The sequence below is a fragment of the Sphaerisporangium sp. NBC_01403 genome, from assembly GCF_045040145.1.
Taxonomy (GTDB): domain Bacteria; phylum Actinomycetota; class Actinomycetes; order Streptosporangiales; family Streptosporangiaceae; genus Sphaerisporangium; species Sphaerisporangium viridialbum.
The window spans coordinates 1,369,723-1,395,965 of sequence record NZ_CP109534.1 but is presented as its reverse complement, the minus strand read 5'-3'; the positions used below and the strand labels follow the sequence as shown (position 1 = coordinate 1,395,965).

Below are 26,243 nucleotides of genomic sequence, written 5' to 3'. Positions count from 1 at the left end.
GTCACGGGTCACGGGTCACGGGTCACGGTCACGGGGTCACGGGGTCACGGGGTCGCGCCAGGCTGCTCCGGCTTGAGCACCTTGCGGTAGTACGTTCCAGCGGACTCGTACTTGAGCGCCGCGTAGAACTCCGGGGCGCGCCGGGTCGCCAGCGCGATGTACCCGGCGTCCATGGACCGCGCCCACACCTCGAACTCCTCGAGCAGCGCCCGGCCCAGCCCGCGCCTGCGGAAGCCGTGCTGGGTCATCGCCTCCTCGACCCAGGCGACGTGGCCGTTCGCGAACAGGGTCAGGTGCACGTAACCGAGCAGGTACCCGCGTACGTCACCGTCCACGACGGCGACGAGGACGAGGGCGTCGGGGTTCTCCAGCAGGAGCGGAAAGGCCGCGTCGAACGCCGCCCGCTGCGGGCGGAACGACAGGGCGAACTCGCGGGCCAGCCCGAAGATCTCCTCGGTGTCGCTCTTCTCGGCCCTTCGCACCAGGAGATCATCAGATGTCATGAAAAGGACTTTAGGTAGTGGATGGCCTGTTCGTCCATTCGCCGTCGGGGCCAACATCGCAGTTCGCCATGCCGAAGCAGAGGTTGCCCCCGAGCTGGGTGGCCAGCTCCAGCTGGTCGTAGTAGATGCGATGGCTGGCGATGAGGCCGTCCGCCACGATCGAGACGCTGCACGCGCCGACGGTGATCGGGCGTCCGGTCGCCTGGAACACCCCTCCTCCCGGCACCAGGAAGGGCAACGGCGTACGGATCAGGCATGACGCGGCCGACTCAGCGAGCCGGCCGCGCCTCATCCACTTTTCACGATAGCGCAGGTCAAAGCGCCCTTCGCTGAGCCGTAAGCCGGATTCGCGAGCCCTGCTCGCGCATGCGCGGCTAGGCGGGCATGCCGAGCTGGCGGGCGATCAGCATGCGCTGGACCTCGCTGGTGCCCTCGCCGATCTCCAGGATCTTGGCGTCGCGGTAGAAGCGCCCGACCGGGTACTCGTTCATGAAGCCGTAGCCGCCGAAGATCTGGGTGGCGTCGCGGGCGTTGTCCATCGCCGCGTTGGAGCTCACCAGCTTCGCGATGGCCGCCTCCTTCTTGAACGGCTCGCCGGCGAGCATCTTCTCGGCCGCGTGGTAGTAGGCCAGGCGCGCCGTGTGGGCCCGCACCTCCATGTCGGCGACCTTGAACTGGATCGCCTGGTAGCGCCCGATCGGCAGCCCGAACGCCTGCCGCTCCTGGACGTACCGCAGGCTCTCGTCGACGCAGCCTTGCGCGAGGCCCACCGACAGCGCCGCGATGGCGATGCGGCCCTCGTCGAGGGTCTGGAGGAACTGCGCGTACCCCCTGCCCCGCTCGCCGAGCAGGTTGGCGGCGGGCACCCGGCAGTCGGTGAACGACAGCTCCCGCGTGTCCGAGGCCGACCAGCCGACCTTGGAGTACTTCTTGGAGACCGTGAACCCGGGCGTGCCCGACGGGACCAGGATCGTCGTGATCTCCGGGGAGACCCGCCCCGCGCCCTCGGTCCGCTCGCGCTGACCGGTGATGGCGGCGACGGCGACGAATCCGGTGATGTCGGTGCCCGAGTTGGTGATGAACGCCTTGGATCCGTTGATCACCCACTCGTCCCCGTCCAGCACGGCCGTGGTCCGCATGCCGCCCGGCACGTCGGAGCCGCCGCCCGGCTCGGTCAGCCCGAAGGCGCCGAGCGTCTCGCCGGAGGTCAGCCGGGGAAGCCATTCGGCCTTCTGCTCGGCGGTGCCGAACCGGTAGACCGGCATGGCGCCGAGAGAGACCGCGGCCTCCAGGGTGATGGCCACCGAGGAGTCCACGCGGGCGAGCTCCTCCAGCGCCAGGCACAGGGCGAAGTAGTCGCCGCCCATACCGCCGTACTCCTCGGGGATCGGCAGCCCGAACAGTCCCATACGCCCCATCTGAGAGACGATGTCGTACGGGAACGCGCAGCGCTCGTAGTAGTCGCCGATCACCGGCGCGACCACGTCCCTGGAGAAGTCCTCGACGGTCTTGCGCAGCGCCTCGTACTCGTCGTTGAGCCGGTGCATGCTCTTCACTCCTCTACTCGGGCCGGGGCTTCGTCGGCCTGGGCTTCGCCCGACGGGGATCGGCCCGCCGGGCGTTCACCGGCCGGTGCTTCTTCGGCCGGGTCCTCCTTGGCCAGGGCCTGGACGACGCGGGAGGGGCTCGGACGGCCCAGCTCCCCCGCCAGCCAGACGCTGGTCGCGACCAGGGATCCGAGGTCGACGCCCGTCTCGACGCCGAGCCCGGAGAGCATCCAGACCAGGTCCTCGGTGGCGAGGTTGCCCGTGGCGCTCTTGGCGTACGGGCAGCCGCCGATCCCTCCGGTCGAGGCGTCCACGACCGTCACCCCGGCCCGCAGGGCGCTGAGGGTGTTGGCAAGTGCCTGGCCGTAGGTGTCGTGGAAGTGCACGGCGAGCCGCTCGGGCCCCACGCCGGCCCGCGCGAAGGCGTCCAGCAGGGCGGTGACGTGACCGGGCGTGCCGACGCCGATGGTGTCGCCGAGGGACAACCGCGAGCAGCCGAGGTCGAGCAGCCGCTTGCCCTGCCTGACGACCTGGGCGATCGGCACCGGGCCCTCCCAGGGGTCGCCGAAGCACATCGACAGGTACGCCCGGACGTCCAGCCCGTTCTCGCGGGCCCGCCCGACGACCGGGGTGAACATCTCGATCGAGCCGTCCAGGCTCCGGTTCAGGTTCCGCCTGGCGAAGGTCTCGGTGGCGCTGCCGAAGATCGCGATGTCGGTGACGCCCAGGTCGAGCGCCCGGTCCAGGCCCCGCTCGTTGGGGACCAGCACCGGGTAGCGGACCCCGGGCGCCCGTTCCATGCGGCTCAGCAGTTCCTCGGCGTCCGCGAGCTGGGGCACCCATTTCGGGTGGACGAAGCTGGTCGCCTCGATGGTGGTCAGCCCCGCCTCGGCCAGCCGCGCGACGAACCGCGCCTTGACCTCGACGGGGACGATCGCCGACTCGTTCTGCAGGCCGTCCCTGGGCCCGACCTCGTAGATCGTCACCCGGTCCGGCAGCCCGTCCATCCGGGCCTCGAACGGCATGCGCATCATGCCCCTCCCGTCCCTGAGTCCGTGTCCGTCACCGTGTCCGTGTCGGGGATCTCGTCGCGGACGACGGCCAGCACCGCGTCCATGTCGACCGGCTGGCCGGCGCGCGCGGGAAGCTCCGCGACGACCCCGTCCGAGGGGGCGGTGACGGTGTGCTCCATCTTCATCGCCTCGACGATCAGCAGCGGCTGCCCCTCGGTGACCCGCTCGCCGGGGACCACCTTGACCAGCAGCACCGTGCCGGGCATCGGACTGCGGACCACCCCGTCGCCCGCACCGCCCGCTCCCGCGCGGTCGCCGCGTTCTCCTGGCTCGTGCGGCGTGATCGCCCAGGACCGCCCGTCCCTGCCGAGCCAGACGGTGCCGCCGTCCATGGCGTGGGTGAAGCGGGAGGTCAGGCCGCCCAGCGTCACGAAGATCTCGCCGTCCTTCCCGTGGGCGAGCCGGGCCTCGGCCGGAGGCGCGCCGCCCACGGCCACCTCGGCGCCCGTCCGGGGAAGGCCGCGGACGCCGACCTCGGCGGTCTCGCCCCGCGCCGTCAGGAGCCAGGGGGTCCAGGCGGGCTCGCCGACCCGCCACCCGTCCGGCACGTCCCACGGGTCGTCGCCGGCGGCCGAGAGGAGCCGGTCCTGCAGGACCAGCGCCGCCGCGGCCGGCACCTCGTCCGGCAGGGCTCCCGGACCGTAGGCGGCGGCGAGCAGCGCGGGAAGGCGCCGGTCGATCAGGCCGGTGCCGAGGTTCCCCGCCGCCACGTCCTGGTCGGCGAGCAGCGCCCGCAGGAACGCGATGTTGGTCGTCACGCCGAGGACGGTCGTCGCCCGCAGCGCCGCGTCCAGCCGCCGCAGCGCGGTCTCCCTGTCCGGGCCCCATGCGATCACCTTGGACAGCATCGGGTCGTAGTCGCTGCCGACGACCGTGCCCGCCTGGAGCCCCGAGTCCATCCGGACTCCGTCGCCCTCCGGCTCCGCGAGCGCGAGCACCCGTCCGCCCGTGGGCAGGAAGTCCCGGGAGGGGTCCTCGGCGTAGACGCGGGCCTCGACGGCGTGGCCGCTCAGCCGTACGTCGTCCTGCGTCAGCGGCAGCGGCTCCCCCGCCGCGACCCGGAGCTGGAGCTCCACGAGGTCGAGGCCGGTGACCAGCTCGGTGACCGGGTGCTCGACCTGGAGCCGGGTGTTCATCTCGATGAAGTAGCCCGGGTGCCCCGGCTGCTCGCCGGAGACGATGAACTCGACGGTGCCCGCGCCCACGTACCCGACGGACCTGGCGGCCCGCACCGCGTCCGCGCCCATGCTCCGCCGCGTGTCCTCGTCCAGCAGCGGCGAGGGCGCCTCCTCGACGATCTTCTGGTGGCGGCGCTGGAGGCTGCACTCGCGCTCGCCGAGGTGGACGACGTTGCCGTGGGCGTCGGCCAGCACCTGGATCTCGATGTGCCGGGGGTCGGCGACGAACCGCTCGACCAGCAGCGTGGCGTCCCCGAACGCGGCGGCGGCCGTGCGGCGCGCCGACTCGATGGCCTGGGGCATCTCCTCTGGCGAGCGCACGACCAGCATGCCCTTGCCGCCGCCGCCCGCCGAGGGCTTGATCAGCACGGGGTAGCCGATGCGGCCGGCCGCCTCGGTGAGGTCGTCGGCGGGCTCCGCTCCGCCGGGGACGACGGGCACGCCCGCCGCCGCCACGGTGGCCTTGGCGCGGATCTTGTCGCCCATCTCCTCGACGGCCTCGGGCGGCGGGCCGACGAAGACCAGGCCCTCCTCGGCGCAGCGCCGCGCGAACGCGGTGTTCTCGGCCAGGAACCCGTACCCGGGGTGCACGGCCCCGGCCCCGCTGAGCTTCGCGGCCGCGATCACCTGGCCGATGTCGAGGTAGCCGGAGGCCAGCCGTACGGCCGTGTCGGCCTCGCGGACGTGCCGGGCGCCCGCGTCCGCGTCGCTGTACACGGCGACGGACCGGACGCCGAGCCGGCGCAGGGTCCTGATGACGCGGAGCGCGATCTCGCCCCGGTTGGCGACAAGAACGGTGTCGAACATGATCACATCCGGAAGACGCCGTAGCCGATGGGGTCGAGGGGGGCGTTGGCCGCGGCGGACAGGGCCAGCCCGAGTACAGTGCGGGTGTCGAGGGGGTCGATCACGCCGTCGTCCCACAGCCGCGCGGTGGAGTAGTACGGGTTGCCCTGCTCCTCGTACCGCTCGCGGATCGCGCGCTTGAACTCCGCGTCGTCCTCGCCGCCGGGACGCACGGTGGCCAGGACGTTGGCGGCCTGCTCGCCGCCCATGACCGAGATGCGGGCGTTGGGCCACATCCACAGGAAGCGCGGTGAGTACGCCCGTCCGGCCATCGCGTAGTTGCCCGCCCCGAACGATCCGCCGACGACCACGGTGAGCTTGGGCACGCGGGCGCAGGAGACGGCGGTGACCATCTTGGCGCCGTGCTTGGCGATGCCCCCGGCCTCGTACGCGCGGCCCACCATGAACCCGCTGATGTTCTGCAGGAACACCAGCGGGATCTTCCGCTGGTCGCACAGCTCGATGAAGTGCGCGCCCTTCAGCGCGGACTCGCTGAACAGGATGCCGTTGTTGGCGACGATCCCCACCGGATGCCCGTGGATGTGGGCGAAGCCGGTCACCAGCGTGTGGCCGTACTCCGCCTTGAACTCCAGGAAGCGGCTGCCGTCGACGACGCGGCCGATGACCTCGCGCACGTCGTACGGGGTGCGGGTGTCGGCGGGCACGATGCCGTACAGGTCGCGGGGGTCGTGCAGCGGCTCCTCCGGACGGGCGCGCTCCCAGGGTGAGGGGTGTCTCGGCGCGAGCGTCGAGACGATGTCGCGCACCATGGACAGGGCGTGGGCGTCGTCGTCGGCGAGGTGGTCGGTGACCCCGCTGACGCGGGCGTGCACGTCGCCGCCGCCGAGCTCCTCGGCCGTGACCTCCTCGCCGGTCGCGGCCTTCACCAGCGGCGGGCCGCCCAGGAAGATCGTGCCCTGGTTCCTCACGATGACCGCCTCGTCGCTCATGGCGGGCACGTACGCGCCTCCGGCCGTGCAGGAGCCGAGCACGGCTGCGATCTGCGGGATGCCGCGCGACGACATGGTGGCCTGGTTGTAGAAGATGCGCCCGAAATGCTCCCGGTCGGGGAAGACCTCGTCCTGCAGGGGCAGGAACGCGCCGCCGGAGTCGACCAGGTAGACGCACGGCAGGTGGTTGTGGAGGGCGACCTCCTGGGCGCGCAGGTGCTTCTTGACCGTGAGCGGGTAGTAGGTGCCGCCCTTCACGGTCGCGTCGTTGGCGACGATCACGCATTCCCTGCCGCTGACCCGGCCGACTCCGGTGATGATCCCGGCGGCGGGGGCCTCGTCGCCGTACAGCCCGATGGCGGCCAGCGGGGAGAGCTCCAGGAAGCGGGAACCGGGGTCGAGCAGCGTGCCGACGCGGTCGCGGGGCAGGAGCTTGCCGCGCTCGACGTGCCGCGCACGGGACCGCTCGGGGCCGCCGAGGGCCGCGACCGCCAGGCGTTCGCGCAGGTCGGCGGCTAGACGCTCGTTGACCTCCGCGTTGCGCTTGAACTCCTCGCCGACCGGGCTCGCCGCCGTCCGGAGCACAGGGCCCATGACGCACACCTCCCAGTGGTTAACGCTCGCTAACAACGCCCTGGATGTTAGTCACCATTAACGGATTCGTCTACCATTGCCGGTCATGACCGTTGTGCGGAGTCCTACCCGCGTTCCGAGTCCTCGCCGCAGGGAGATCCTGGACGCCGCCGCCACGCTGTTCGCGGCCAAGGGCTTCCACGGGGTGTCGATCGAGGAGATCGGCGGCGCGGTCGGCATATCCGGGCCCGCGCTCTACCGCCACTTCAGCGGCAAGGACTCCCTGCTGTCGGAGATGCTGCTGGACATCAGCGAGCGCCTGCGCACCTCGGCGGTCGAGCGGGTCACCCGGGCCGCGGACGGCGGCGAGGCCCTCGACGCGCTGATCACCGGGCAGATCGAGTTCGCGCTCGACCATCCCGCGCTGATCACCGTGCACGACCGTGAGCTGGGCAACGTGCCCGAACCCGCCCGGCGGCAGATCAGGCGGCTCCAGCGGCTGTACGTCGAGGAATGGGTCACCGTCCTGACCGAGCTGTACCCGGGGGTACGGCCGCCGGTGCTGCGCGCCGCCACCCACGCGGTCTTCGGGCTGCTGAACTCCACCCCGCACAGCGCCGGCGAACTGGCCCGCGACGCCATGTCCGACCTCCTGCGCCGCATGGCCCGCGTCGCCCTGGCCAGCCTCGTTAACGAACGCTAACTCGCGGGCCTTCGCCCGGACTCGGCCTTCCCATGCCCGGACACAGGCCTTGTTCTGCGTACTATCTCGATATATCTTTCACCTATCTAGATAGTTCAGAGCAACCGTGCGTACCGGCGAAGCGTGCCCGAGGAGATGATGGAGCTACGCGTGCGGGGAACCAGGAGGAAGGGGAGAAGTGACGACAAGTGAGGCGCCCGCCGTCGCCGTACGGGGGCTGAAGAAGAGTTATGGCAACGTCGAGGCCGTCAAGGGCATCGACTTCGAGGTGCTGCCGGGCGAGGTCTTCGGCTTCCTCGGGCCCAACGGCGCGGGCAAGACGACCACGATCAGCATGCTCTGCACGCTCGTGGGCCCGACGGGCGGCTCGGCCGAGGTGGCCGGGCACGACGTGGTCAAGCAGCGGGACGAGGTACGGCGCAACATCGGCCTGGTGTTCCAGGATCCGACCCTGGACGGCTACCTGTCGGCCGAGCAGAACCTCCGCTTCCACGCCGAGCTGTACGGGGTGCAGAGGGAGGTCGTCAACGAGCGGATCAGGCAGGTCATGGAGATGGTCGCGCTCTGGGACCGCAAGGACGCCAAGGTCAACACATTCTCCGGCGGCATGAAACGCCGGCTGGAGATCGCGCGGGGCCTGCTCCACTCACCGCGCGTGCTTTTCCTGGACGAGCCCACGGTAGGCCTGGATCCCCAGACTCGATCGGCCATCTGGGGATATATCGATAAGCTGCGGCACACCGAGGACATCACCATCTTCATGACCACGCATTACATGGAGGAGGCGGAGTACTGCGACCGCATCGCCATCATCGATCATGGCGAGATCGTGGTCATCGACTCCCCCGAGGCCCTGAAGGCCGGCATCGGCGAAGACCGCGTGCAGATCCAGACCGGTGACGACGAGACCGCCATCGCCGCGCTCAAGGAGCGTTTCGACCTCGACGCGGCCGTCCGCGAGGGCGTGGTCACCTTCGCCGTCCCCTCCGGGGAGGAGTTCGTCCCCCGGCTGTTCGCCGAACTCGGGGTGCCGATCCGCTCGGTCAGCGTGTCGCGGCCCTCGCTCGACGACGTCTTCATGAACTACACCGGCTCCACGATCCGCGACGCCGAGGGCGAGAGCGGCGCGTCGGGGTGGATGCGCGCCATGGCGAGGAGGTAACCGATGGCAACCGGCGTCACCGCGCCCGGAGTCGTCCGGGTCCACGTACCCGGGCGCAGCGTCAGGCACGACATCCGGGCGATCAAGATCGTTCTTCACCGTGAGCTGCTGCGGTTCGTCAACGACCGCACGCGCATGGTGTCCACGCTGGTGCAGCCCGTGCTGTGGCTGTTCGTGATGGGCACCGGCCTGAGCACGCTGGTCTCACGGGGGCCGAGCCAAGGGGTGGACTTCCGCACCTTCATCTACCCCGGTGTGATCGCCATGACGGTGATCACGACGGCGATGTTCTCGGCGGGCTCGATCGTGTGGGACCGCGAGTTCGGGTTCCTGCGCGAGATGCTGGTCGCCCCGGTCAGCCGGGCCGCCATCGTGATCGGCAAGTGCCTGGGCGGCGGCATCGTGGCGACCGTGCAGGGCATCATCATCCTGGCCCTCGCTGGGCTGGTCCACGTGCCCTACTCCCCGACGCTGATCCTGACCCTGCTCGGCGAGATGTTCCTCGCGTCGGTCACGATCACCGCCTTCGGCGTGAGCCTCGCCGCCCGCATGAAGAACATGCAGTCCTTTTTCGGGATCATGCAGATGGCGATCATGCCCATGATCTTCCTTTCGGGGGCGATGTTCCCCCTGGCCAACCTGCCCGGGTGGCTGGCCTTCCTGACGAAGATCAACCCCCTGACGTACGCCGTCGACCCGATGCGCCACGCGGTCTTCAGCCACCTCGACGTGGACCCGAGGGTCGTGGACGCGCTCAACCCCGGCGTCCACTGGTTCGGCTGGCACGTCCCGGTCCTGGTCGAGCTCGGGATCGTCGCCCTCATGGGACTGGCCCTGCTCGGCATCGCCATCGCCCAGTTCCGCCGCACCGACTAGCCGGCCGAGCGGCTCACCCCCACGCGCGTGGGGAGGCCAGGGCGGGCACGACATCCCATCAGCGATCAACTCACCCGGTTACCGGCCGGGGCACGGTCTTTCCTCAGGACTCTGGTCTGGGTCCAGATCACTGACGGGCAAGCGAACGGCCCGGGGGCTCGTGGGCTCCCGGGCCGTCGTGTCGCCTGAGGGCCGCTACTTCTTCACCCTCACGTAGTCGCTCCTGCTGGACGAGGCCGTGGCCTCGCCGTTGCCCTTGAAGCGGATCTTCCAGTAGCCGGAGTTCCAGGCCTTGACCTGGGTCCAGAACTTCCCGGAGCCGTTGGTGCTGACCGTCTTGACGTACTCCCACTTGGAGTGGCCGGCCTGCTTGAAGTACAGGGCCACCTTCACGTGGTCGTAGGCGACCCAGTGGTCGCCGTCCCAGATCTGCAGCGTGCCCCTGTTCTTGACGTACTTGCCGTACTTCACCGGCTCGGGGTACGCGTTGAACTTGATGATCCGGGTGTCGGCGGGCGGCTCCGGCTCGCTGACCGTGACGTACACGGACCGGCTGCTCGTGCCCTTCACGCCCCGGGCGCCGTCGAACGCAGCCCGGAACCAGCCGGACCGCTCAGCCTGGGCGCCGATCGAGAACCGGCCGCCACGGTCGGTCCAGTCGTGCCCCACGACCTGCCACGAGCGCGAACCGTCGGGCTTGAACAGCAGGTCGACCTTCTGCCCCCGGTAGCCCTCCCAGCCGTGCGAGGTGTCCAGTTCGAGACGCCCGCGCGCGGACAGCCTGTCGCCCTGGTCGGCGGGGTCGGGGTTCACATCGAACCCGGTGATCCGGCTACCGGTGGACTTCTGGCGCACGTCGACCTGGTCGCTGTCGCTGGTGGACTTGTGCGCGACCGCCGAGCCGTCGTACTCCGCCCGCCACCAGCCCGTGCGGTCGGCCTTGACGCCGGCCGAGAACCGGCCCTTCCAGTCGGTGTAGTCGTAGGCGACCCGGTCATAACCGGCGCTGCCCTCGGCGCGGAAGGCGATGTAGACCTTCTGCCCCTTGTACGGCCCGTACCCGCCGGTGCCGTTGAGCAGCAGCCGGCCCTGGAGGGTGAGCGTGTCGCCCTGGTCGACGGGCTCGGGTGAGGCGCCGAACCCGGCGAGGTCGGTCTCCCAGACCTGCTTGACCTGGAAGTCCTTGCTCGCCTGCCCGGTGCCGACGACGCTGGTCGCCTTGGCGGTGACCTTCCACTCGCCGGGGGCGTCGGAGCGGCCGAAGGTGCGGGTGCCCTGCCACTTCTGCTTGCCGCCGGCCTCGTCGACCTTCTTGGCCTCGACGTCGAGCGTCGAGCCGTTCGGACGCTTCAGCGTGAAGCCCCCGCTGGTCGCGCCGTCGACCAGGAAGCTGAAGGTGACCGCCTTGCCGTCCTTGCTCTCGACGACGACCGGGCTGGGGCCCACCTCCACCGAGGAGACGTCGGGGGCCGCGAGTCTCCCTGCCGACGCCGACGCCGATGGGGTCACCAGAGCGAGGGCTCCGGCGCCCATGGCCATCGCCACGACGACGGCACGGATGCGTTTTAACACGGGTTGTCCCTTCTTCCCGTTGCTTTAACGCGGCTTTGAGGGTGCCACGTCATTCCTTAGTAGTAGACGGCCGCATTGTGGAAACGGTTGTGCCATCTGACAAACCGTCATTAATCACAGTCAAATAGAGCGGTCCACTCGGACAGTGAGCCAGTTCCGGCAAGCCTCGGGACGCGACCCGGTTCATCGCGACATAATCGGCCTTGTGGGCCGCGACGCAGTTGAGACGCACTTCATCGAGTCGGTTGCCGCGCTCTCCCCGGGCAGCCGCCGTGATCCCGGGCTGCCCGTGCGGCCCGGCACGACGCTCACGGGCGCCCGATGTCGCGAGCTCTTCGAGGTCCAGCTCGCCAGCCGGCTGCTCGACATCGCCGCCCGCTGGCTGCGCGAGCAGGGCGAGGGCTTCTACACGATCGGCTCGGCCGGCCACGAGGGCAACGCCGCGGTGGGCGCGGTCACCCGCGTCACCGACCCCGCGCTCCTGCACTACCGCTCGGGCGCCTTCTACCTCGCCCGCTCGGCGCAGGCCGGGCGGCTCGCCGAGGAAGGGCTGCGCGACGTGCTGCTCGGCCTCGCCGCCGCGGCCGAGGAGCCCATCGCCGGCGGGCGTCACAAGGTCTTCGGCCATCCCGACCTCGCGATCATCCCGCAGACCTCCACGATCGCCAGCCACCTGCCGCGCGCCGTGGGTGTGGCCTTCGCCATCGAACGGGCGCGCAAGCTCGGCGTCGCCGGCGCGGCCTGGCCGGCGGGGGCGATCGCGGTGTGCGGCTTCGGGGACGCCTCGATCAACCACGCCAGTGCCCTGACCGGCTTCAACACCGCGGCCTACTGCGCCTACCAGGGGCTTCCGCTGCCGATCCTGTTCGTCTGCGAGGACAACGGCATCGGCATCAGCGTGCGCACCCCGCCCGGGTGGGTCGAGGCGTCCGGCCACCCTCTCATCCCGCGCTTCCAGGCCGACGGCTGCGACCTCGCCGAGACGTACGACGTGACGTGCCAGGCGGTCGAGCACGTGCGCACCCGCAGGTCACCGGCGTTCCTGCACCTGCGCATGGTCCGCCTGATGGGCCACGCGGGCTCCGACGTCGAGTCGTCGTACCGCACTCCGCGTGAGATCGCCGCCGACCTTGAGCGCGATCCCCTGCTCGCCACGGCGAAGCTCCTGGTGGACGCCGGGCTGGCGGTGCCCGACGAGCTGCTCGGGCGCTACGAGACGATCCGCGAGCACGTGCTCAAGCTGGCGCTGGAGTCCACGCGCAGGCCACGGCTGCGGTCGGCGGACGAGGTCATGGCGCCGCTCGCCCCCCGCCGCCCCGCCCAGGTCGCGGCGCAGGCCGCGCGCCAGGCGGGCGACCGTGCCGCGCTGTTCGGCGACACCCCGCCCGAGCGCGAGGGTCCGCTCACCCTGGCGCAGTCGATCAACCGCACGCTGGCCGACATCATGGGCGCCTGCCCCGAGGTCATGCTCTTCGGGGAGGACGTCGCCCGCAAGGGCGGGGTGTACGGCGTGACGCGCGGGCTGCTGAAGCGCTTCGGCGCCGCCCGGGTGTTCGACACCCTCCTGGACGAGCAGGCCGTGCTCGGCCTGGCCCTCGGCTCGGGCACCTCCGGCCTGCTGCCGATCCCCGAGATCCAGTACCTCGCCTACCTGCACAACGCCCTCGACCAGCTGCGCGGGGAGGCGGCGACGCTGCGGTTCTTCTCCCAGGGCGCCTACCGGAACCCCATGGTCGTGCGGGTGGCCGCGTACGCCTATCAGAAGGGCTTCGGCGGGCACTTCCACAACGACAACTCCGTCGCCGCCCTGCGCGACATCCCCGGACTGGTCGTCGCCTCGCCCGCCAGGCCCGACGACGCCGCCGCGATGCTGCGCACCTGCGTCGCCGCCGCCAGGGCCGACGGCGACGTCTGCGTGTTCCTGGAGCCGATCGCGCTCTACAACACCCGCGACCTGATGGACGAGGGGGACAACGGCTGGCTAACCGCGTACGCGCCGCCCTCGCGGTGGGCGGAGACCCACGTGCCCATCGGCAGCGGCCGCGCCTACGGCGACGGACGCGACCTGACCATCGTGACGTTCGGCAACGGCGTGCGCATGAGCCTGCGGGCCGCGATCCGGCTCACCTCGGAGGGGTACGGCTGCCGCGTGCTCGACCTGCGCTGGTTGTCCCCGCTCCCCGTGGACGACCTGCTGCGCGCCGCCGACCTCACCGGCAAGGTGCTCATCGCCGACGAGACGCGCGGCTCCGGCGGGGTGTCGGAGGGGGTGCTCGCGGCGCTCACCGACGGCGGGTTCACCGGGCCGGTGGCCCGGGTGACCTCCATGGACAGCTTCATCCCGCTCGGCGACGCCGCCGCCCACGTGCTGCTGTCGGAGGCCCACATCGAACAGGCCGCCCGCAAGCTACTGGCCTGATCCGACCCTGGTGAACAGCGTGGCCCGAGCCGGTGCATCCGTACCGAGGTGAACGCCGCCCCGGCGGCGAGGGCGAGCCGCGTGTGATCGTCAGGGCCGGCGGCCGGTCAGGGCGAGGGTACGGGCCTGCGCGTCGGCGTCGCCGGGCACGGGGACGGGCTCGCCGAACATGCCGCTTCCCGCGAGCGCCCCGGCCATCGGGGAGAGGTAGCGGTAGACCTCGGCCATGAGGTCGGGGTCCACGCGGTCGTCGACCCCGAGGCCGCGGGCGAGGTCCCAGGCGTGGACGGCGAGGTCGCTGGCCATCTCCATGCAGTAGCGCCGGGCGTCCACCGTCCCGTAGGAGAGGTGGACCTCCCGGTCGAGCGCTCCCGGCTCGGCCAGCGCGCGCTGCGCCGCGACGCTGGCGTCCGTCCACCGGCCCACGGGGTCCTCGCCGAGCTGGTCGCCGTCGAACCGGTCGCCCACGTCGGCCACAGTCTTGCCCGCGAGCAGCGGCGGCACCCAGAGCTGCTCGACCACGAGGTGGTTCACCAGGTCGCGGACGGTCCACTCGGAACAGGGCGTCGGGGAGTTCCAGGCGTCGTCATTGATCATCGCCACCCGCAGACCGAACTCGTCCATCGCGATGGCGTGCAGTTCCAGCACACGATCCTCCATACGCCGGACCTACCCGAAATGTCGGATTTCACAGCCAATTGCGGCGTTTGAAGACCAGGTAGAGGGTGCCGCACACCGCCCCCATCAGCGCGACGGCGAAGGGGTAGCCGTAGACCCAGGCGAGCTCGGGCATGTGGGTGAAGTTCATGCCGTAGATCGTGCCGACGAGGGTGGGGGCGAAGAGGATGGCCGCCCAGGAGGAGATCTTCTTGACCTCCTCGCTCTGGGCGTAGCTCGCCTGGGTGACGTTCTTCATCTCCTCGTTCTGCGCCTGGCTGACCAGGGTCGAGTTGACGATGAGGATGTCCTGGAGCATCTGGCGGAAGTTGTCCACCCGCTCCACGACCGTGATCGCGTGGTCGGCCACGTCGCGCAGGTAACGCTGCAGCTCCTCGTCGACGCCGTACTTCGGGGAACCGGCGATCAGGCCGGTGAGCATGTCGAGCAGCGGCCGGGTGGCCCGCTGGAACTCGATCACCTCGCGCGACAGGGCGTAGATGCGCCTCGGCGCCGCGGGGTCGCCGCCGAAGACCTGGACCTCGATCTCGTCGATGTCCTTCTGCAGGCCCGCGACGACCGGCGCATACCCGTCGACGACCGCGTCCAGGATCGCGTAGAGGACGGCCTGCGGGCCCTGCCGCAGCAGGTGGGGGTCGTTCTCCATGCGGCGGCGGACCTTGCTGAGGTCGGGGGCCTCGCTGTGGCGGACGGTCAGCACGAAGTCCGGCCCGACGAAGACGTGGAGCTCGCCGAACTCCACCTTCTCCGGCGAGTCCAGATATTGGGCGGCGCGCAGGACCAGGAAGAGCGTGTCGCCGTACCGGTCGGCCTTCGGACGCTGGTGGGCGACGATGGCGTCCTCGACGGCCAGCTCGTGCAGGCCGAACTCCTCGGCGACCTTGAGGATCTCGCCGTCCGACGGGCGGTAGAGGCCGATCCACGCCATGCTCCCCGGCCGCATGCGCAGGGCCGCCACCGCCTCGGCCAGCGACGGCGGGGTGTCGGCGCGCCGGCCGTCCACGTACACGGCGTTGTCGATGACGCTCTGCTGTGCCGGGGCGTCGATCTCCTTGGAGCGGGGATCCATGGAGTGCTCGGGCGCCACCTCGTGATCGGCACCACGGGTCTGCACTCGCATCAGGTCTCTCAGCCCTCGCACACGACGCTCCGGCACGGCACACCTCCCTGGGGACTGTGGGGACGGCGAGCCCGGCTCCGGTGCGTTCCGCCCGTGTCAGACCCTAGCCTGATATAGGCGTATCGCTCCGCAGGTACTCGTCCAGCTGGCCGCGTGCCCGGTCCCGTACCTTGCGGCGCAGCATCGGCGTCCAGCCGAGCAGCACCCCCGTGGGCAGGCCGAGCGCCATCCTGCTCCAGTGGCGGAAGTCGAACTGGTCGTGGTGACGCACGATCAGCCCCTCCTCGAAGCGGAACTGGGCGTCGATCTCGTTGACCACGCGCCTGCCGGTCTGCGAGAAGACGTACTTCGCCGTCCAGTGGGCCGTGCCCGAATAGTTGTCGGCCTCGATGTCGCGGGCGGAGACCTCGGTGCCGCGATTGCGCTCTATGAGCATGCGCCACATGCCCATGACCCGGTCACGGCCTTCCAGTTCGAGGAAGACGGGGTCGCCGAAGCTGACGTCCGGGTGGTAACACCGGCCCATGGCGTCGATGTCACGGTTCGCGAAGGCGTCGTAGAACTTGCGAATCACTTTTCGATGCTCGTCGCCCCGTGACGCCGGTGTACGGGAGTTTGGCATTCACCCAGCTTAGAGGGGTTCTCCGAGAACCTGGATCCCATTGTGCCAGCAAACCGCGCGAAGCCACTCGTCCCCGAGATCCAGCCTTTCCAGTGAGTGCAACTGGTGGGCGTAAGGATAGGGGATGGTGGGCAGATCGGAGCCGAGCACGACCTTTCCCGCGAGCCCGAGATCGCGGAGCGGCGGCCTCAGCCGTGCGGGAAAGGGCGCCGTGGCCTCGGCGAAGTCCGTGAACGCCATCGTCGTGTCGAGCCGCACGTTCCGGTAGCGCGCGGCGAGGCCGAGGAACTCGTCGTACTCCGGCATGCCGAGATGGGCCACCACCACGGCCAGCGCCGGATGGGCCGCGAGGACGCCGGCGATCGGGCCGGGGCCGGTGCACCTGCCCGGCACCGGCATCGAGGAGGCGTGCACGACCACCGGGATCCCGGCCTCGGCCAGCAGCCCCTACACGTCGTCGAGCTCCGTGTCGCGCGGGTCGAACGCCCCCACCTGCAGGTGCACCTTGAACACCCGCGCGCCGGCGTCCACCGCCAGCCGTACGTAGCCGAGGACGCCGGGCTCGGGGAAGAACGTCGCCGTGGGGACGCAACCGGGGGTTCTACGGGCGAAGTCCAGCGTCCACTCGTTGAGGCTGGACGCCATGCCGGGCCGGTGGGCGTACGCGAGGGCGGTGAAGCGGCGCACACCGAGGGCGCGCAGGCGGGCCACGCGTTCCTCCGGCGGGACGCGGTAGTGGATGTCCCAGCCCTCCCCGACCAGCGGGCCACCATGCTCGAAGTGGTGCCAGACGCGCCGCTCCATGCGCTCAGGCAGAAAATGGACGTGCACGTCGGCCAGACCGGGCAACCCCAGCCCGCCCCACCACCCGGGCACATCCGCGTCCAACACCCTCGGCACCGTACCCGACCGCTGTCGCACGCGCCTTCACGAAGGTTGTTCTAGTGGTACGGGGAAGACCTTGGGCGGCTGACCATGCGACGCTATGTCCGCGCGTCCTCGGCCGTGCGGACATAGCTTTTCCAGTGGAGGTGGACCCTGCAGACTCTCAGCGGTTTCTGGGCGCGGCTGACCGCCGTGCAGCCCGGCCCGCCCATGTGGATCACGGCTCTGGCCGCGTTCGTGGCCCTGGGCGTGGTCGTCTACCCCACCTCCTGGCACATCTCCAGAGGCCTGATCACGGTCGCGCACGAGGGAGGCCACGCGCTCGTGGCCCTGCTCACCCGGCGCAAGCTCCAGGGCATCCGTCTCCACTCCGACACCTCCGGCGTCACCCTGACCCGGGGACGGCCGACGGGCCCCGGCATGATCTTCACCGCCGGAGCCGGGTACGTCGCGCCCTCGCTGCTCGGGCTGGGCGCCGCCTGGCTGACCGCCGCCGGATACATCACGATCCTCCTGTGGACGGTCCTGGTCCTGCTCGCCTGCATGCTGCTGATGATCCGCAACGTGTTCGGCGTGGTGGCGCTGCTCACCATCGGCGGCGCGGTGTTCGCGCTGTCCTGGTTCGCCCCGGCCGACGTGCAGTCCGTCGGCGCGCAGCTGGCCGCCTGGTTCCTCCTCATCGGGGGCATCCGGCCGATTCTCGAGCTGCGGAGCAAGCGGCGGCACGGCAGGGCACCGGACTCCGACGCCGACCAACTCGCCCGGCTCACCCCGTTTCCCGGCGGGTTCTTCGTCTTCCTGTTCCTGCTGATCTCCGCTGCGGCGCTGATCGTCGGCGCCTACCTCCTCACCCCGACCGACCTGCTGAACCGCCTGAACCCCCTGTGACACCGCGCACCGCCGGGATGAGGTCCTCCGGGGGGACGGACGCGCGTGCGTGCGGTGTCAGACCGCGGCGAGCGTCTGGGGGCCGGGGGTCGCCATCAGCGTCTCGGCGATGACGGCCGTGGCGGTGCGGTCGCGCAGCTCCGCCTCGGGGGTGAGGATGAGCCGGTGGGCGAGCACGGGAGCGGCGAGCGCCTTGATGTCCTCGGGGATCACGAAGTGCCGCCCGGCCGCCGCCGCCTTGACCCTGCACGCGCGGAGCAGTGCCAGGCTGGCCCGGGGACTCGCGCCCAGCCGCACCTCGGGCGACCGCCTCGTGGCACTGACCACGGCGACCAGGTACTCGTAGATCGAGTCGGCGACGTGGATGCGGGTGGCGAAGTCGATCATCCCGGCGACGTCGGCGGCACGCGCGATCAGGGGCAGGCGCTCCACCTGCGGGCCGGTGGGCATCCCCTTGAGCATTTCGAGCTCCGACGCGTGGTCGGGATACCCGACGGACACGCACATCAAGAAACGGTCGAGCTGCGCCTCCGGCAGAGGATAGGTGCCGTCCATGTCCACCGGGTTCTGGGTGGCCACGACCATGAAGGGCCGGGGCACCGGATGAGGCTCGGCGTCGACGGTGACGCGCCGCTCCTCCATGACCTCCAGCAGCGCGGCCTGGGTCTTGGGCGAGGCACGGTTGATCTCGTCGGCGAGCACGATGTGGGCGAACACCGGCCCCTGGTGGAACTCGAACTTCTGGTTCGCCTGGTTGAAGATCGAGACACCGGTGATGTCGGAGGGAAGCAGGTCAGGCGTGAACTGAATCCTGCGCAGCTCGGCCTCGATGCTGGCCGCCAGGCTCCGGGCCAGCGTCGTCTTGCCCGTGCCCGGCACGTCCTCGATGAGCAGATGCCCTTCGGAGAACAGCGTGATCAGAGCGAGCTCGATGGTCTCTCGCTTGCCGCGGATCACCTGCTCGATGTTGCCCGCCAGGGCATGGAAGCGCTGCTGGAACTGCACCGCGAGCGCCGCCACGTCCCCATGAGCCGCGGCCACCCGGCCGGCGGCCGATTGCCCCGCCACCCCCGCACCCGCACCCAAGCCCGTCCCCGCACCTGAGCTCGCCCCCGCACCCAGGCCCGTCCCCGCACCGGCACCCGCACCCGGGCCCGTCCCTGCGCCGGCACCCGCACTCAAGCCCGTCGCTGTACCGGCACCCGCGCCCGCGAAGTCACCCGCACCGTATTGAGGAACGCCGTACTGAGGAACGCCGTACTGACCGGTGCCGTACGCCGAACCACCGGTCCCCCCACCATCCTGCTCCCGCCGATCCCCGTACACAGAACCGGCGGCATTCACACCATTCTGTCCGCTCGCCCCGTACCCAGAACCCGCCGTATCCGCGCCGCCCAGCTCCGGCCCGGAGCCATACCGCGCGTCCCCGTTCGACTCCTGCCCAGCCACGTACCGGCCGTCGCCATACCCGGAACCGGCGGCATTCGCACCGCCCTGGCCCGCAGCCCCGTATGCGGAACCCGCGGCATCCGCGCCGTTCTGCCCGCTCGCCCCGTACGCGGAACCCGCGGCATCCACACCGTTCGGGTCCGCGGGTTTGTACTGCCCGGTGCCGTACGGACCCCCGCCGTACCCCAGACCGGACACGGCGCCGTTCTGGTCCGCGGATCTGTTCTGTCCGGTGCTGTACGGCGAGCCATTGGGCTCCGTGCCTTGCCCGACCGCCGGGGTGTACTGCCCCGTGCCGTACGGCGCACCGCTGTAGCCGGCATCACCGGCGTCCGCGCTGACCGGCCCCCCAGGCTGGTACTGGCCCGTTCCATACGAGATCCCGCCGTACCCCGCACCGCCGGCTTCCGCACCCGGCTGGTCCGCGGGCTTGTACTGCCCGCTCGCATGTGGCCCGCCGCCATACCCACCGGCGCCGGCCTCCGAGCCGTTCTGATCGGCGGGCTTGTACTGCCCGGTGCCGTACGGACCCCCGCCGTACCCGGGGCTGGTGATCTCCGTGCCGGATTGCTCCGCGGGGCTGCGCTTTCCGGCCGGGAGTTCTCTGCCGGACTCCGTGTCACCGGCTTCCGAGCCGTTCGGTTCCGCCGGTTTGTACTCCCCTGTGCTGTATGACGCCCCGCCGTACCCCCCACTGGCAGCATCCGCCGTGCCCGATCGCTCCACCGGTTTATACTGCCCGGTCCCATGAGCCGGGCCGCCGGGTTCTGAGCCGTCCTGCTCCGCGGGCTTGTACTGGCCGGTGCCGTACGGACCGCCCCCGTAGGCCGGTGCGCCGGCCTCCGCGCCCGGTTGCTCCGGGGAGCTGTACGAAGGCCCGGTGTACTCGGGGACGTAAGGCCGGCCGTGCTCCGTACCCCCGTACTGCGAGCCGCCGTGACCGGAGTTCTGCTCGGCACCCGACTGCCGCGTGTCCCCGTACCGCTTGCCGGTGTACGGCTGGTCAGCGGGCCGGGGGTCGTCGTACTTCTGACTCCCGAGCGGCGGCTGACCGCTGTCGTACCGCACGCTGCCGAGCTGGGCGGTAGTGCCGTGCGGCACGGTGCCCAGGTGGGCGCTTCCGTGCTGGGCGGTGCTGTGCTGTGAATGGTTTTGGTGCGGACTGTTCTTCACGACATGGCCCCCTGATCAGTCGTCGCATTGGAACAACGGCGCGGCGGGGAAGCCGCCACGCGGAGTCTTCATCAGCGTGTCGCTCAGATAGCCGACCCCGCCGTTCCACTCGATCCGGTCCCAGACGGCACTGGTATCGCCCGACTCCGACTCGGTGACCGAGTCCCCCTTGAGCTGGCAGATCACGGTGATGGACCGGTACTGTCCCTTCGGAATCCTCCCGACCTCCCCGGTCTTGGTGGTGCCGGGTCTGATGATCGTGTCGGTCTGGTTGTTGTTGGCGTTCTGGTACGCCTGCCGCGGGTAGGCGAGGTCGGCCGTGGCCGACGCCGTGCTCTGCCCCTCGCCCGCGGCGTTCTTCGCCTTGAGCACGAAGTCGTACCTCTGGTTGTTCTTCAGCCCCTCGACGCTGAACGAGGTGTCAACGCCGACGACGACCGCCACGACGCCGAGCACGGCGACGACGCCCGTCGCCACCATCGCCGTGAGCCGGTCACCACGCGGCATTGGGATCTTCACCCCGCGACTCTCCCCTTTGCCCCTGATCCCGGTGGATCACCCTAGCGCTCCGCATCTCGCGCTGAGATGGATCCGTTGAGCCCATCCGTCCATCCGTCCATTCGTCGCCCGCCCAACGCGCCTACCCGGGGACGGCCACGGAAAGGCTGGAGCCGAAGCGGTTCTTGACCACCTTGAGCTGGGCAGGGACCCGCGTGCGCAGCTCGCCGACGTGGCTGACGATGCCGACGGCCCGGCCGCCGTCCCTCAGCTCGTCGAGGATGTCCAGAACGCCGTCGAGGCTCTCCTCATCGAGCGTGCCGAACCCCTCGTCGATGAAGAGCGTGCCGAGCTCGACCCCACCGGCCTCGGCGGTCACCACGTCGGCGAGCGCGAGCGCGAGGGCCAGGGACGTCATGAAGGCCTCACCGCCGGACAAGGTGGCGGGATCGCGGTCGGACCCGGTCCAGCCGTCGAGAACGCGAAGACCCAGTCCGCCCCCGGACCGCCTGCGGTCGGCGGCGGACTTGCGCACGTCGTACAGCAGGAGGTAGCGACCACCGGACATATGGTCGAGCCGCTGGTTGGCGGCGTCCACGACCTGCCGCAACCGCTCTCCGAGCACGTACGACGACAGGCGCATGTCGAGCGTGTTGTCGGGAGAGGTGCCGACGGCCAGCTCCGCGAGCCGCTTCGCGAGGCGATGGCGCTCCTCGGCGGGCCGCCACTCGGCCAGAGCGCGTTCGAGGGTCTCGGCGAGCCCGGCGAGCTGGTCGTGCCGGGCGACGGCCTGGTCGCGGGCTGAGGCGTGCGTGCCGTGCTCCCGCTCGGCCCTGTCGAACGCCTCGGCCAGCGCGGCGAGGTCGGGAGCGGGCATGGCGGCCGCCGCGACCAGCTCCGGATCGGCCAGCAGCTTGGTCACGGCCGCGCGCTCGGCGTCGAGCTCGCGCAGCCGCTCGGCCATGGACTCGCGGGCCGCGGCCGACCTCGTGGCCGCCCTGGCGTCCGCGACGCTCGGGAACCCCGCGTCGGTCGCCGCGCTCTCTGCCCTGGTGTGCGCGGTGTCCCGCTCCGTGCCGGCCGAGCGGGCCAGCCACCCGGCCTCCGCCGCGTCCCGTAGCAGTTCGGCCTGGTCGGTCAGCCGTTCCAGGCGCGCGGCGAGCGTGGCGTCCTCGCCCCTGGCGGCGTCCAGCCGTACGGCGAGCCGCTCGGCGTCGGCGGCGAGGCCCTTCTCCCTGGCACGCTCGGCGGCGGTCTCCAGGCCGATGCGCGTGGCACGCTCGGTCAGCTCGGCGAGCTCCTCCTCGATGCGCCGCACGGCCTCCGCGAGCGCGGTCTCGCCCCCGGCGACCTCGCGCAACCCCGCCAGCGCCGCCTCCGCCGCCGCCAGCCCCCGCTCCGCCTCCCCAACCCCCGGCTCCTCGAACCCTCCGGCGCCCTCCGGCCCTGGCTCGGATGACCAGATCCCGCCCGCTGTCTCGGCCTGCGACTCGGACGACCAAGATCGACTCGCCGCGTCTTCGGCTGTGTTCCGCACGGTTGGAGTGTCGGCGTCTTGCGGGATGGGGTGCCGGGTCGGCCGCGGGACGCCGCGCCGTACGGCCGCTCGTGCCTCTTCGTACGTCGCCGCGGCCTCGCCGACGCGGGTGGCCGCCCGGATGGCGACGACGAGCAGCCGCGCCTGCCCGTCCACGCGGTCGCGCCGGGCTGCCACGCTCTCGTCGCCGTCGCGGGCCGCGTCAAGTACGGCCGTGAGGCGGCCGAGCTCCTCACGAAGCCCTGACTGGTGGGCGCGGTGCCCCGCCACGAGCAGGTCGAGCTCCTGAGCCCGGGTGCGCGCGGTGTCCAGCTCGTGCTGGACGCGCTCCGCCTCTGCCGCGAGGCCGGGCTCCTGCTCCGCCAGCGTGCCGAGACGGGTCAGCTCGGCCACCGCCTCCTCACGCGCGGCCAGCGCCGCCTCCGGTGAGAGCCCCTCGGCCCGGGCGGTCGCCTCGTCGAGCTGGGAGGAGAGCACGGCGACCCTGCCCTCGGCCGCCTGACGGGCCTCCTGCGCCGCGTCGGACAGCGCCTGGGCGGCCTGCTCGTCGTCGACCGTGGGGGTCGCCTCGGCGGGGGACGCGGGCGCCGGATGGTCGGCCGAGCCGCATACGACGCACGCCTCCCCGGGGACGAGCCCTCGGGCCAGCTCGGCCGCCATGCCGTCGATGCGAGACTGCCTGATCGACTGGAGACGGTCGCGCAGCTCCTGCGCCTCGTCGGTGGCCAGCCGCCGCTCGCCCTCGGCCGCCTCCAGCTCCGCCGCCAGCGAGTCTCGGCGCCCGGCCTGCTCCAAGAGGGCATCGGCCGCCTGACAGGCGGCCTCCGCCGCCGGGATGCGGGCCATCTCGGCCCTCACCGCCGCCAGCCGCGCGTCGATCTCCTCCAGACGCCCGGGCAGCTCGGCCTGGGCGCCAGCGAGGGCGGCCTCCCGGTCGGCCAGCCCGGCGAGCTCGTCGTCCAGGTCGGCGAGCTTCTCGATGATCTCGGCGAACCGCTCCTCGTCGGCCCGGCGAAGCTCCAGCCCGGCCAGCTCGTCGCGGTGGGCACGCTCGATCGCGCCGAGCCGCTCGCCCACCTGCCTCGCGGCCTCCTTGACCCCGGCCCCCGGCAGGACATCGGTGCCCGGCAGGACGTCGGTGCCCGGCAGGACGTCGGTGCCCGGGAGGACATCGGTGCCCGGGAGGACGGCGATCAGAGGGGCGGGCAGGTCACGGAGGGCTTGGAGCAGGTCGCGCCAGGTGGCGGCCAGCTCACCCGCGAGCGCGTCGCGGCGCCGGACGGCGTCGAGGTCGCGAACGGCGCTCTCCACGGCGGCGCGGGCGGGAGGAAGGCCGGAGGCGGCGAGGCGTGCGCGAGTGAGGGCCTCGCCCGTCTCACGGCGGAGCTCCGGCAGCACGGCCAGCCGCCCGGCCGTCTCGGCCTCCTGCTCCGCGAGCGCCACCAGGCGCTTCCCGGCCAGCGCGAGCTCCTCGCGGACCCCCGCCAGCCGTACCTCCTCGGGACGGAGCTGCTCCAGCCGGGCGATCTCGTCACGGCGGCCGCGTTCGAGCTCCGCCAGCCGCTCGGGCCCCATCCCCTCCACTCCACGGGCCCCCAGCGACCAGACCGGCTCGGAGCCCACCTCTGATCGTGCGGTGCCGCCGGGTGAGTGGGGTAGGAGGGGCAGGGCGCGGGCCATGGCGTCGGCGGCGAGTCGCTCGGCCTTGGCGGCGGCCTCCGCTCGCTGCTCGGCCTGCTGGACGAGCGGCAGCACCCGGTCGGCGCGGACCGCCTCCGCGAGGATGGTCTCCAGGTCGGACCGCTCGTCGGCGGTCCTGTCGAGCTCGTCGCGGCGGGCGACCGCCTCGGCGTGGCCGCGCTGCCGCTGGACCAGCTCGCGGGAACTTTCGAGCTCGACCCTGGCCGATCTCAGCGCCGCCTCGCTCACCTCCCGCGCCTCCGCCCGCCCGGCGAGCGACTCCCGCGCCACGAAGAGCAGAGCCCTCGCCCATTCGAGCGGCTCGGCCTGCGGTTCAGGACCGGTGTACGCCTCAGGACGGCCCTGCGACTGAAGGTCGGAAGATATGTCGATGTCGGGCTGTGAGCCCGGGGCGGTGAGGGCAGAAAGGAGGGCCGGGCCCGCCGCGCCGCGCATGTGGTCGATGACGGAGTCGACCCGCTGGCGCAGCTCCTGCCGCTCCTGACCGGTGCGGGTGCGGTGGTCGGCCAGCCAGTGCTCGACCTCGCTGAAGATCTTGACCGAGAAGAGCTTCTCCAGGAGCTTGCGGCGGTCGTCGCCGTCGGCCCGTAGGAAACGGGCGAAGTCGCCCTGGGGAAGCATCGCCACCTGGCAGAACTGGTCGGCGTTCATGCCGAGCAGCCCGCCCACCAGCTCTCCGGTCTCGTCGGCGCGGCTGGACAGGAACATCCACTCGCCGGATGGACGCAGCTCCTCCAGCAGGACCTTGGCCTTCTCCTCGATCAGCCCCTCGCCCCTGAGCTTGGGCCGCTGCCAGACGGGCGAACGGGTGAGGCGCAGCCGCCGGCCGCGCACGGTGACCTCCAGCACGACCTTCGGACCGCGGTCGGCAGGGGCGTGGTCGCAGCGCAGGCGGCGGGCGCTGTTGCGCTGGCCCGGCACCTGGCCGTACAGGGCATAGCACACGGCGTCGAGCACGGTGGTCTTCCCGGCCCCCGTCGGGCCGTGGACCAGGAACAGCCCCGCCTCGCCGAGCGCGTCGAAGTCGATCTCCTCGTCTCCGGGGAAGGAGCCGAACGCGGTCAGCCGCAACCGGTGCAGCCTCATCTCAGGCGCCCTCCACGCGTCACAAGATCACGACCACCAGCCTGGCACGCCATTCAGACCAGAGCCTCCTTCGCCCGGCACGCCTGGACAGCCTCCTGCAGGAGCCGCCTCTCGTCGTCGTCGGCAGGCTCGCCGCGCACCTCGCGGACGAAGTCGAGCACGACGTCGATCTCCGGGCGGCCCGCGAGCCGGGGAGCCCTGGCCGCGGCCGGCGCGGCGCCCTCCGGCTCGAAGGCGAGGGCGAGCGTGTGCGGGAAGCGCTGACGCAGCCGCTCCATGGCGCCCTTGGGCCGTACTGGATCGGTGAGCGTCACCTGGAGCCAGTGATCCTCGAACCGGGTCCACTCGGCCGACGCCAGAAGGTCGGCCAGGTGCCCGCTGACCCGGGCGATCGGACGTGGCACGGGGGCGGGCACGAACTCGGCGCCGGTGAACCCGTGCGGGCCGATGTCGACCAGCCAGGACCCCTTGACGTGCCGCTCCTCGGAGAACGAGTAGGCGATCGGCGAGCCGGAGTAGCGCACGGACTCGCTCATGCGCTGGCGGCCGTGCAGGTGGCCTAGGGCGACGTAGTCGGCGCCCTCGAAGGCGCTGACCGGCACGTGCGCGACGCCGCCCACGCTGATGTCGCGCTCGCTGTCGCTGCTCGCGCCGCCGGTGACGAACGCGTGGGCCAGCACGACCGACCTCGTGCCCCGAGTGGCCAGGTCGCCGCGGATGAGGGTCATGGCGTGCTCGATCGCCGCCGTGTGGCTGCGCTCCGCGAGCTGCCAGGGGGCGCGGACGACCTCCGGCTCAAGATAGGGAATGCCATAGAAGGCGACGTCGCCGATCACGACCGGCTCGCCCACGCGGACGGGGTCGGTGCGCAGGTGCACCCCCGCCGCGTCGATCAGGTCGGCGCCAAAGCCGAGCCTGCGGGCGGAGTCGTGGTTGCCGCTGATCATCACCGTGCGGACCCCCTCGGCGACCAGCCGCCGCAGCGTCTCGTTGCACAGCGCCACCGCATCGACCGAGGGAAGGGCGCGATCGTAGACGTCACCGGCGACGACCACCACGTCGACGCCCTCCGAGCGGATCGTCTCCACGATGTGGTCGACGAAGGCGCCCTGGGCGTCGATCAGGCTCTCACGGTGGAAGGCCCGGCCCAGGTGCCAGTCGGAGGTGTGCAGCACACGCATGTCGCAGGAAGCTAACAGGTCCC

At 71.3% G+C, this 26,243-nt stretch carries 21 protein-coding genes; 5 read left to right on the top strand and 16 right to left on the bottom strand.

Features of this window, described 5'->3' with window-relative positions:
• Positions 1–44: 44 nt before the first annotated feature.
• The 6 genes from OG589_RS05965 to OG589_RS05940 all read right to left on the bottom strand — a co-directional run bounded on the left by OG589_RS05965 (position 45) and on the right by OG589_RS05940 (position 6,691).
• Positions 45–503: a GNAT family N-acetyltransferase gene (locus OG589_RS05965; RefSeq protein ID WP_405146909.1), complete on the bottom strand. Its 459-nt coding sequence runs from the start codon at positions 501–503 to the stop codon at positions 45–47.
• 10 nt (positions 504–513) lie between these two features.
• Complete coding sequence (locus OG589_RS05960; protein ID WP_405146907.1) at positions 514–795, bottom strand: hypothetical protein; 282 nt, start codon at positions 793–795, stop codon at positions 514–516.
• 82 nt (positions 796–877) lie between these two features.
• The gene (locus OG589_RS05955) at positions 878–2,050 is read right to left on the bottom strand and encodes an acyl-CoA dehydrogenase family protein (RefSeq protein ID WP_405146905.1); all 1,173 of its coding nucleotides are present in this window, start codon (positions 2,048–2,050) and stop codon (positions 878–880) included.
• A 5-nt stretch (positions 2,051–2,055) separates the two neighbouring features.
• On the bottom strand, positions 2,056–3,084 hold the full coding sequence (locus tag OG589_RS05950; protein WP_405146903.1) for a hydroxymethylglutaryl-CoA lyase: 1,029 nt from the start codon (positions 3,082–3,084) through the stop codon (positions 2,056–2,058).
• The gene (locus tag OG589_RS05945) at positions 3,081–5,108 is read right to left on the bottom strand and encodes an acetyl/propionyl/methylcrotonyl-CoA carboxylase subunit alpha (protein ID WP_405146901.1); all 2,028 of its coding nucleotides are present in this window, start codon (positions 5,106–5,108) and stop codon (positions 3,081–3,083) included. The genes OG589_RS05950 and OG589_RS05945 overlap by 4 nt, the downstream gene beginning before the upstream one ends.
• A 2-nt stretch (positions 5,109–5,110) precedes the next feature.
• Positions 5,111–6,691: a carboxyl transferase domain-containing protein gene (locus tag OG589_RS05940; RefSeq protein WP_405146899.1), complete on the bottom strand. Its 1,581-nt coding sequence runs from the start codon at positions 6,689–6,691 to the stop codon at positions 5,111–5,113.
• 85 nt (positions 6,692–6,776) lie between these two features.
• Here OG589_RS05940 and OG589_RS05935 point away from each other — a divergent pair, with 85 nt between their 5' ends.
• From OG589_RS05935 to OG589_RS05925, 3 genes are all read left to right on the top strand, one after another.
• Positions 6,777–7,373 carry a TetR/AcrR family transcriptional regulator gene (locus tag OG589_RS05935; RefSeq protein WP_405146897.1) on the top strand — a complete coding sequence of 199 codons (597 nt, stop codon included), beginning with the start codon at positions 6,777–6,779 and terminating at the stop codon, positions 7,371–7,373.
• 178 nt (positions 7,374–7,551) lie between these two features.
• Positions 7,552–8,535 (top strand): ATP-binding cassette domain-containing protein, encoded by a 984-nt coding sequence (locus OG589_RS05930; protein WP_405146896.1) that lies wholly within the window; start codon positions 7,552–7,554, stop codon positions 8,533–8,535.
• Between the two features lie 3 nt (positions 8,536–8,538).
• Positions 8,539–9,411, top strand: coding sequence for an ABC transporter permease (locus tag OG589_RS05925; RefSeq protein ID WP_405146894.1), 873 nt, complete (start codon positions 8,539–8,541; stop codon positions 9,409–9,411).
• A gap of 195 nt (positions 9,412–9,606) precedes the next feature.
• Here the strand turns inward: OG589_RS05925 and OG589_RS05920 are convergent, their stop codons facing one another.
• Entirely contained in the window at positions 9,607–10,983 is a 1,377-nt protein-coding gene (locus OG589_RS05920; RefSeq protein WP_405146892.1) for a hypothetical protein, read from the bottom strand.
• Between the two features lie 205 nt (positions 10,984–11,188).
• Between OG589_RS05920 and OG589_RS05915 the strand changes: the two genes are divergently transcribed.
• Positions 11,189–13,402 (top strand): thiamine pyrophosphate-dependent enzyme, encoded by a 2,214-nt coding sequence (locus tag OG589_RS05915; protein ID WP_405146891.1) that lies wholly within the window; start codon positions 11,189–11,191, stop codon positions 13,400–13,402.
• A gap of 90 nt (positions 13,403–13,492) precedes the next feature.
• On the opposite strand, the gene OG589_RS05910 is transcribed toward OG589_RS05915, so the two are convergent.
• From OG589_RS05910 to OG589_RS05890, 5 genes are all read right to left on the bottom strand, one after another.
• Entirely contained in the window at positions 13,493–14,062 is a 570-nt protein-coding gene (locus OG589_RS05910) for a TIGR03086 family metal-binding protein (RefSeq protein WP_405146889.1), read from the bottom strand.
• Positions 14,063–14,090: 28 nt separating this feature from the next.
• Entirely contained in the window at positions 14,091–15,236 is a 1,146-nt protein-coding gene (locus OG589_RS05905) for a magnesium and cobalt transport protein CorA (protein ID WP_405146887.1), read from the bottom strand.
• Positions 15,237–15,303: 67 nt separating this feature from the next.
• The gene (locus OG589_RS05900; RefSeq protein WP_405146885.1) at positions 15,304–15,774 is read right to left on the bottom strand and encodes a nuclear transport factor 2 family protein; all 471 of its coding nucleotides are present in this window, start codon (positions 15,772–15,774) and stop codon (positions 15,304–15,306) included.
• 57 nt (positions 15,775–15,831) lie between these two features.
• On the bottom strand, positions 15,832–16,263 hold the full coding sequence (locus tag OG589_RS05895) for an amidohydrolase family protein (protein ID WP_405151968.1): 432 nt from the start codon (positions 16,261–16,263) through the stop codon (positions 15,832–15,834).
• A 6-nt stretch (positions 16,264–16,269) separates the two neighbouring features.
• Positions 16,270–16,713, bottom strand: a complete 444-nt coding sequence (locus OG589_RS05890; RefSeq protein WP_405146884.1) for a hypothetical protein — start codon at positions 16,711–16,713, stop codon at positions 16,270–16,272.
• A 204-nt stretch (positions 16,714–16,917) separates the two neighbouring features.
• On the opposite strand from OG589_RS05890, the gene OG589_RS05885 reads away from it, so the two are divergent.
• Positions 16,918–17,595 carry a M50 family metallopeptidase gene (locus OG589_RS05885; RefSeq protein ID WP_405151967.1) on the top strand — a complete coding sequence of 226 codons (678 nt, stop codon included), beginning with the start codon at positions 16,918–16,920 and terminating at the stop codon, positions 17,593–17,595.
• 57 nt (positions 17,596–17,652) lie between these two features.
• Here OG589_RS05885 and OG589_RS05880 read toward each other — a convergent pair whose 3' ends face one another.
• The 4 genes from OG589_RS05880 to OG589_RS05865 all read right to left on the bottom strand — a co-directional run bounded on the left by OG589_RS05880 (position 17,653) and on the right by OG589_RS05865 (position 26,220).
• Complete coding sequence (locus OG589_RS05880) at positions 17,653–20,217, bottom strand: AAA family ATPase (protein ID WP_405146882.1); 2,565 nt, start codon at positions 20,215–20,217, stop codon at positions 17,653–17,655.
• A gap of 15 nt (positions 20,218–20,232) precedes the next feature.
• Positions 20,233–20,736, bottom strand: a complete 504-nt coding sequence (locus tag OG589_RS05875) for a fibronectin type III domain-containing protein (RefSeq protein WP_405146881.1) — start codon at positions 20,734–20,736, stop codon at positions 20,233–20,235.
• Positions 20,737–20,857: 121 nt separating this feature from the next.
• The gene (locus OG589_RS05870; RefSeq protein WP_405146879.1) at positions 20,858–25,039 is read right to left on the bottom strand and encodes an AAA family ATPase; all 4,182 of its coding nucleotides are present in this window, start codon (positions 25,037–25,039) and stop codon (positions 20,858–20,860) included.
• A gap of 53 nt (positions 25,040–25,092) precedes the next feature.
• Positions 25,093–26,220, bottom strand: a complete 1,128-nt coding sequence (locus tag OG589_RS05865) for an exonuclease SbcCD subunit D (protein ID WP_405146877.1) — start codon at positions 26,218–26,220, stop codon at positions 25,093–25,095.
• Positions 26,221–26,243 lie beyond the last annotated feature (23 nt).

Bases quoted from the DNA above. Each gene is read 5' to 3' on its own strand.
- OG589_RS05960 (WP_405146907.1), bottom strand. From the start codon at position 795: ATGAGGCGCGGCCGGCTCGCTGAGTCGGCCGCGTCATGCCTGATCCGT.
- OG589_RS05945 (WP_405146901.1), bottom strand. From the start codon at position 5,108: ATGTTCGACACCGTTCTTGTCGCCAACCGGGGCGAGATCGCGCTCCGC.
- OG589_RS05870 (WP_405146879.1), bottom strand. From the start codon at position 25,039: ATGAGGCTGCACCGGTTGCGGCTGACCGCGTTCGGCTCCTTCCCCGGA.
- OG589_RS05885 (WP_405151967.1), top strand. From the start codon at position 16,918: ATGTGGATCACGGCTCTGGCCGCGTTCGTGGCCCTGGGCGTGGTCGTC.
- OG589_RS05955 (WP_405146905.1), bottom strand. From the start codon at position 2,050: ATGCACCGGCTCAACGACGAGTACGAGGCGCTGCGCAAGACCGTCGAG.
- OG589_RS05940 (WP_405146899.1), bottom strand. From the start codon at position 6,691: ATGGGCCCTGTGCTCCGGACGGCGGCGAGCCCGGTCGGCGAGGAGTTC.
- OG589_RS05910 (WP_405146889.1), bottom strand. From the start codon at position 14,062: ATGGAGGATCGTGTGCTGGAACTGCACGCCATCGCGATGGACGAGTTC.
- OG589_RS05950 (WP_405146903.1), bottom strand. From the start codon at position 3,084: ATGATGCGCATGCCGTTCGAGGCCCGGATGGACGGGCTGCCGGACCGG.
- OG589_RS05865 (WP_405146877.1), bottom strand. From the start codon at position 26,220: ATGCGTGTGCTGCACACCTCCGACTGGCACCTGGGCCGGGCCTTCCAC.
- OG589_RS05925 (WP_405146894.1), top strand. From the start codon at position 8,539: ATGGCAACCGGCGTCACCGCGCCCGGAGTCGTCCGGGTCCACGTACCC.
- OG589_RS05935 (WP_405146897.1), top strand. From the start codon at position 6,777: ATGACCGTTGTGCGGAGTCCTACCCGCGTTCCGAGTCCTCGCCGCAGG.
- OG589_RS05965 (WP_405146909.1), bottom strand. From the start codon at position 503: ATGACATCTGATGATCTCCTGGTGCGAAGGGCCGAGAAGAGCGACACC.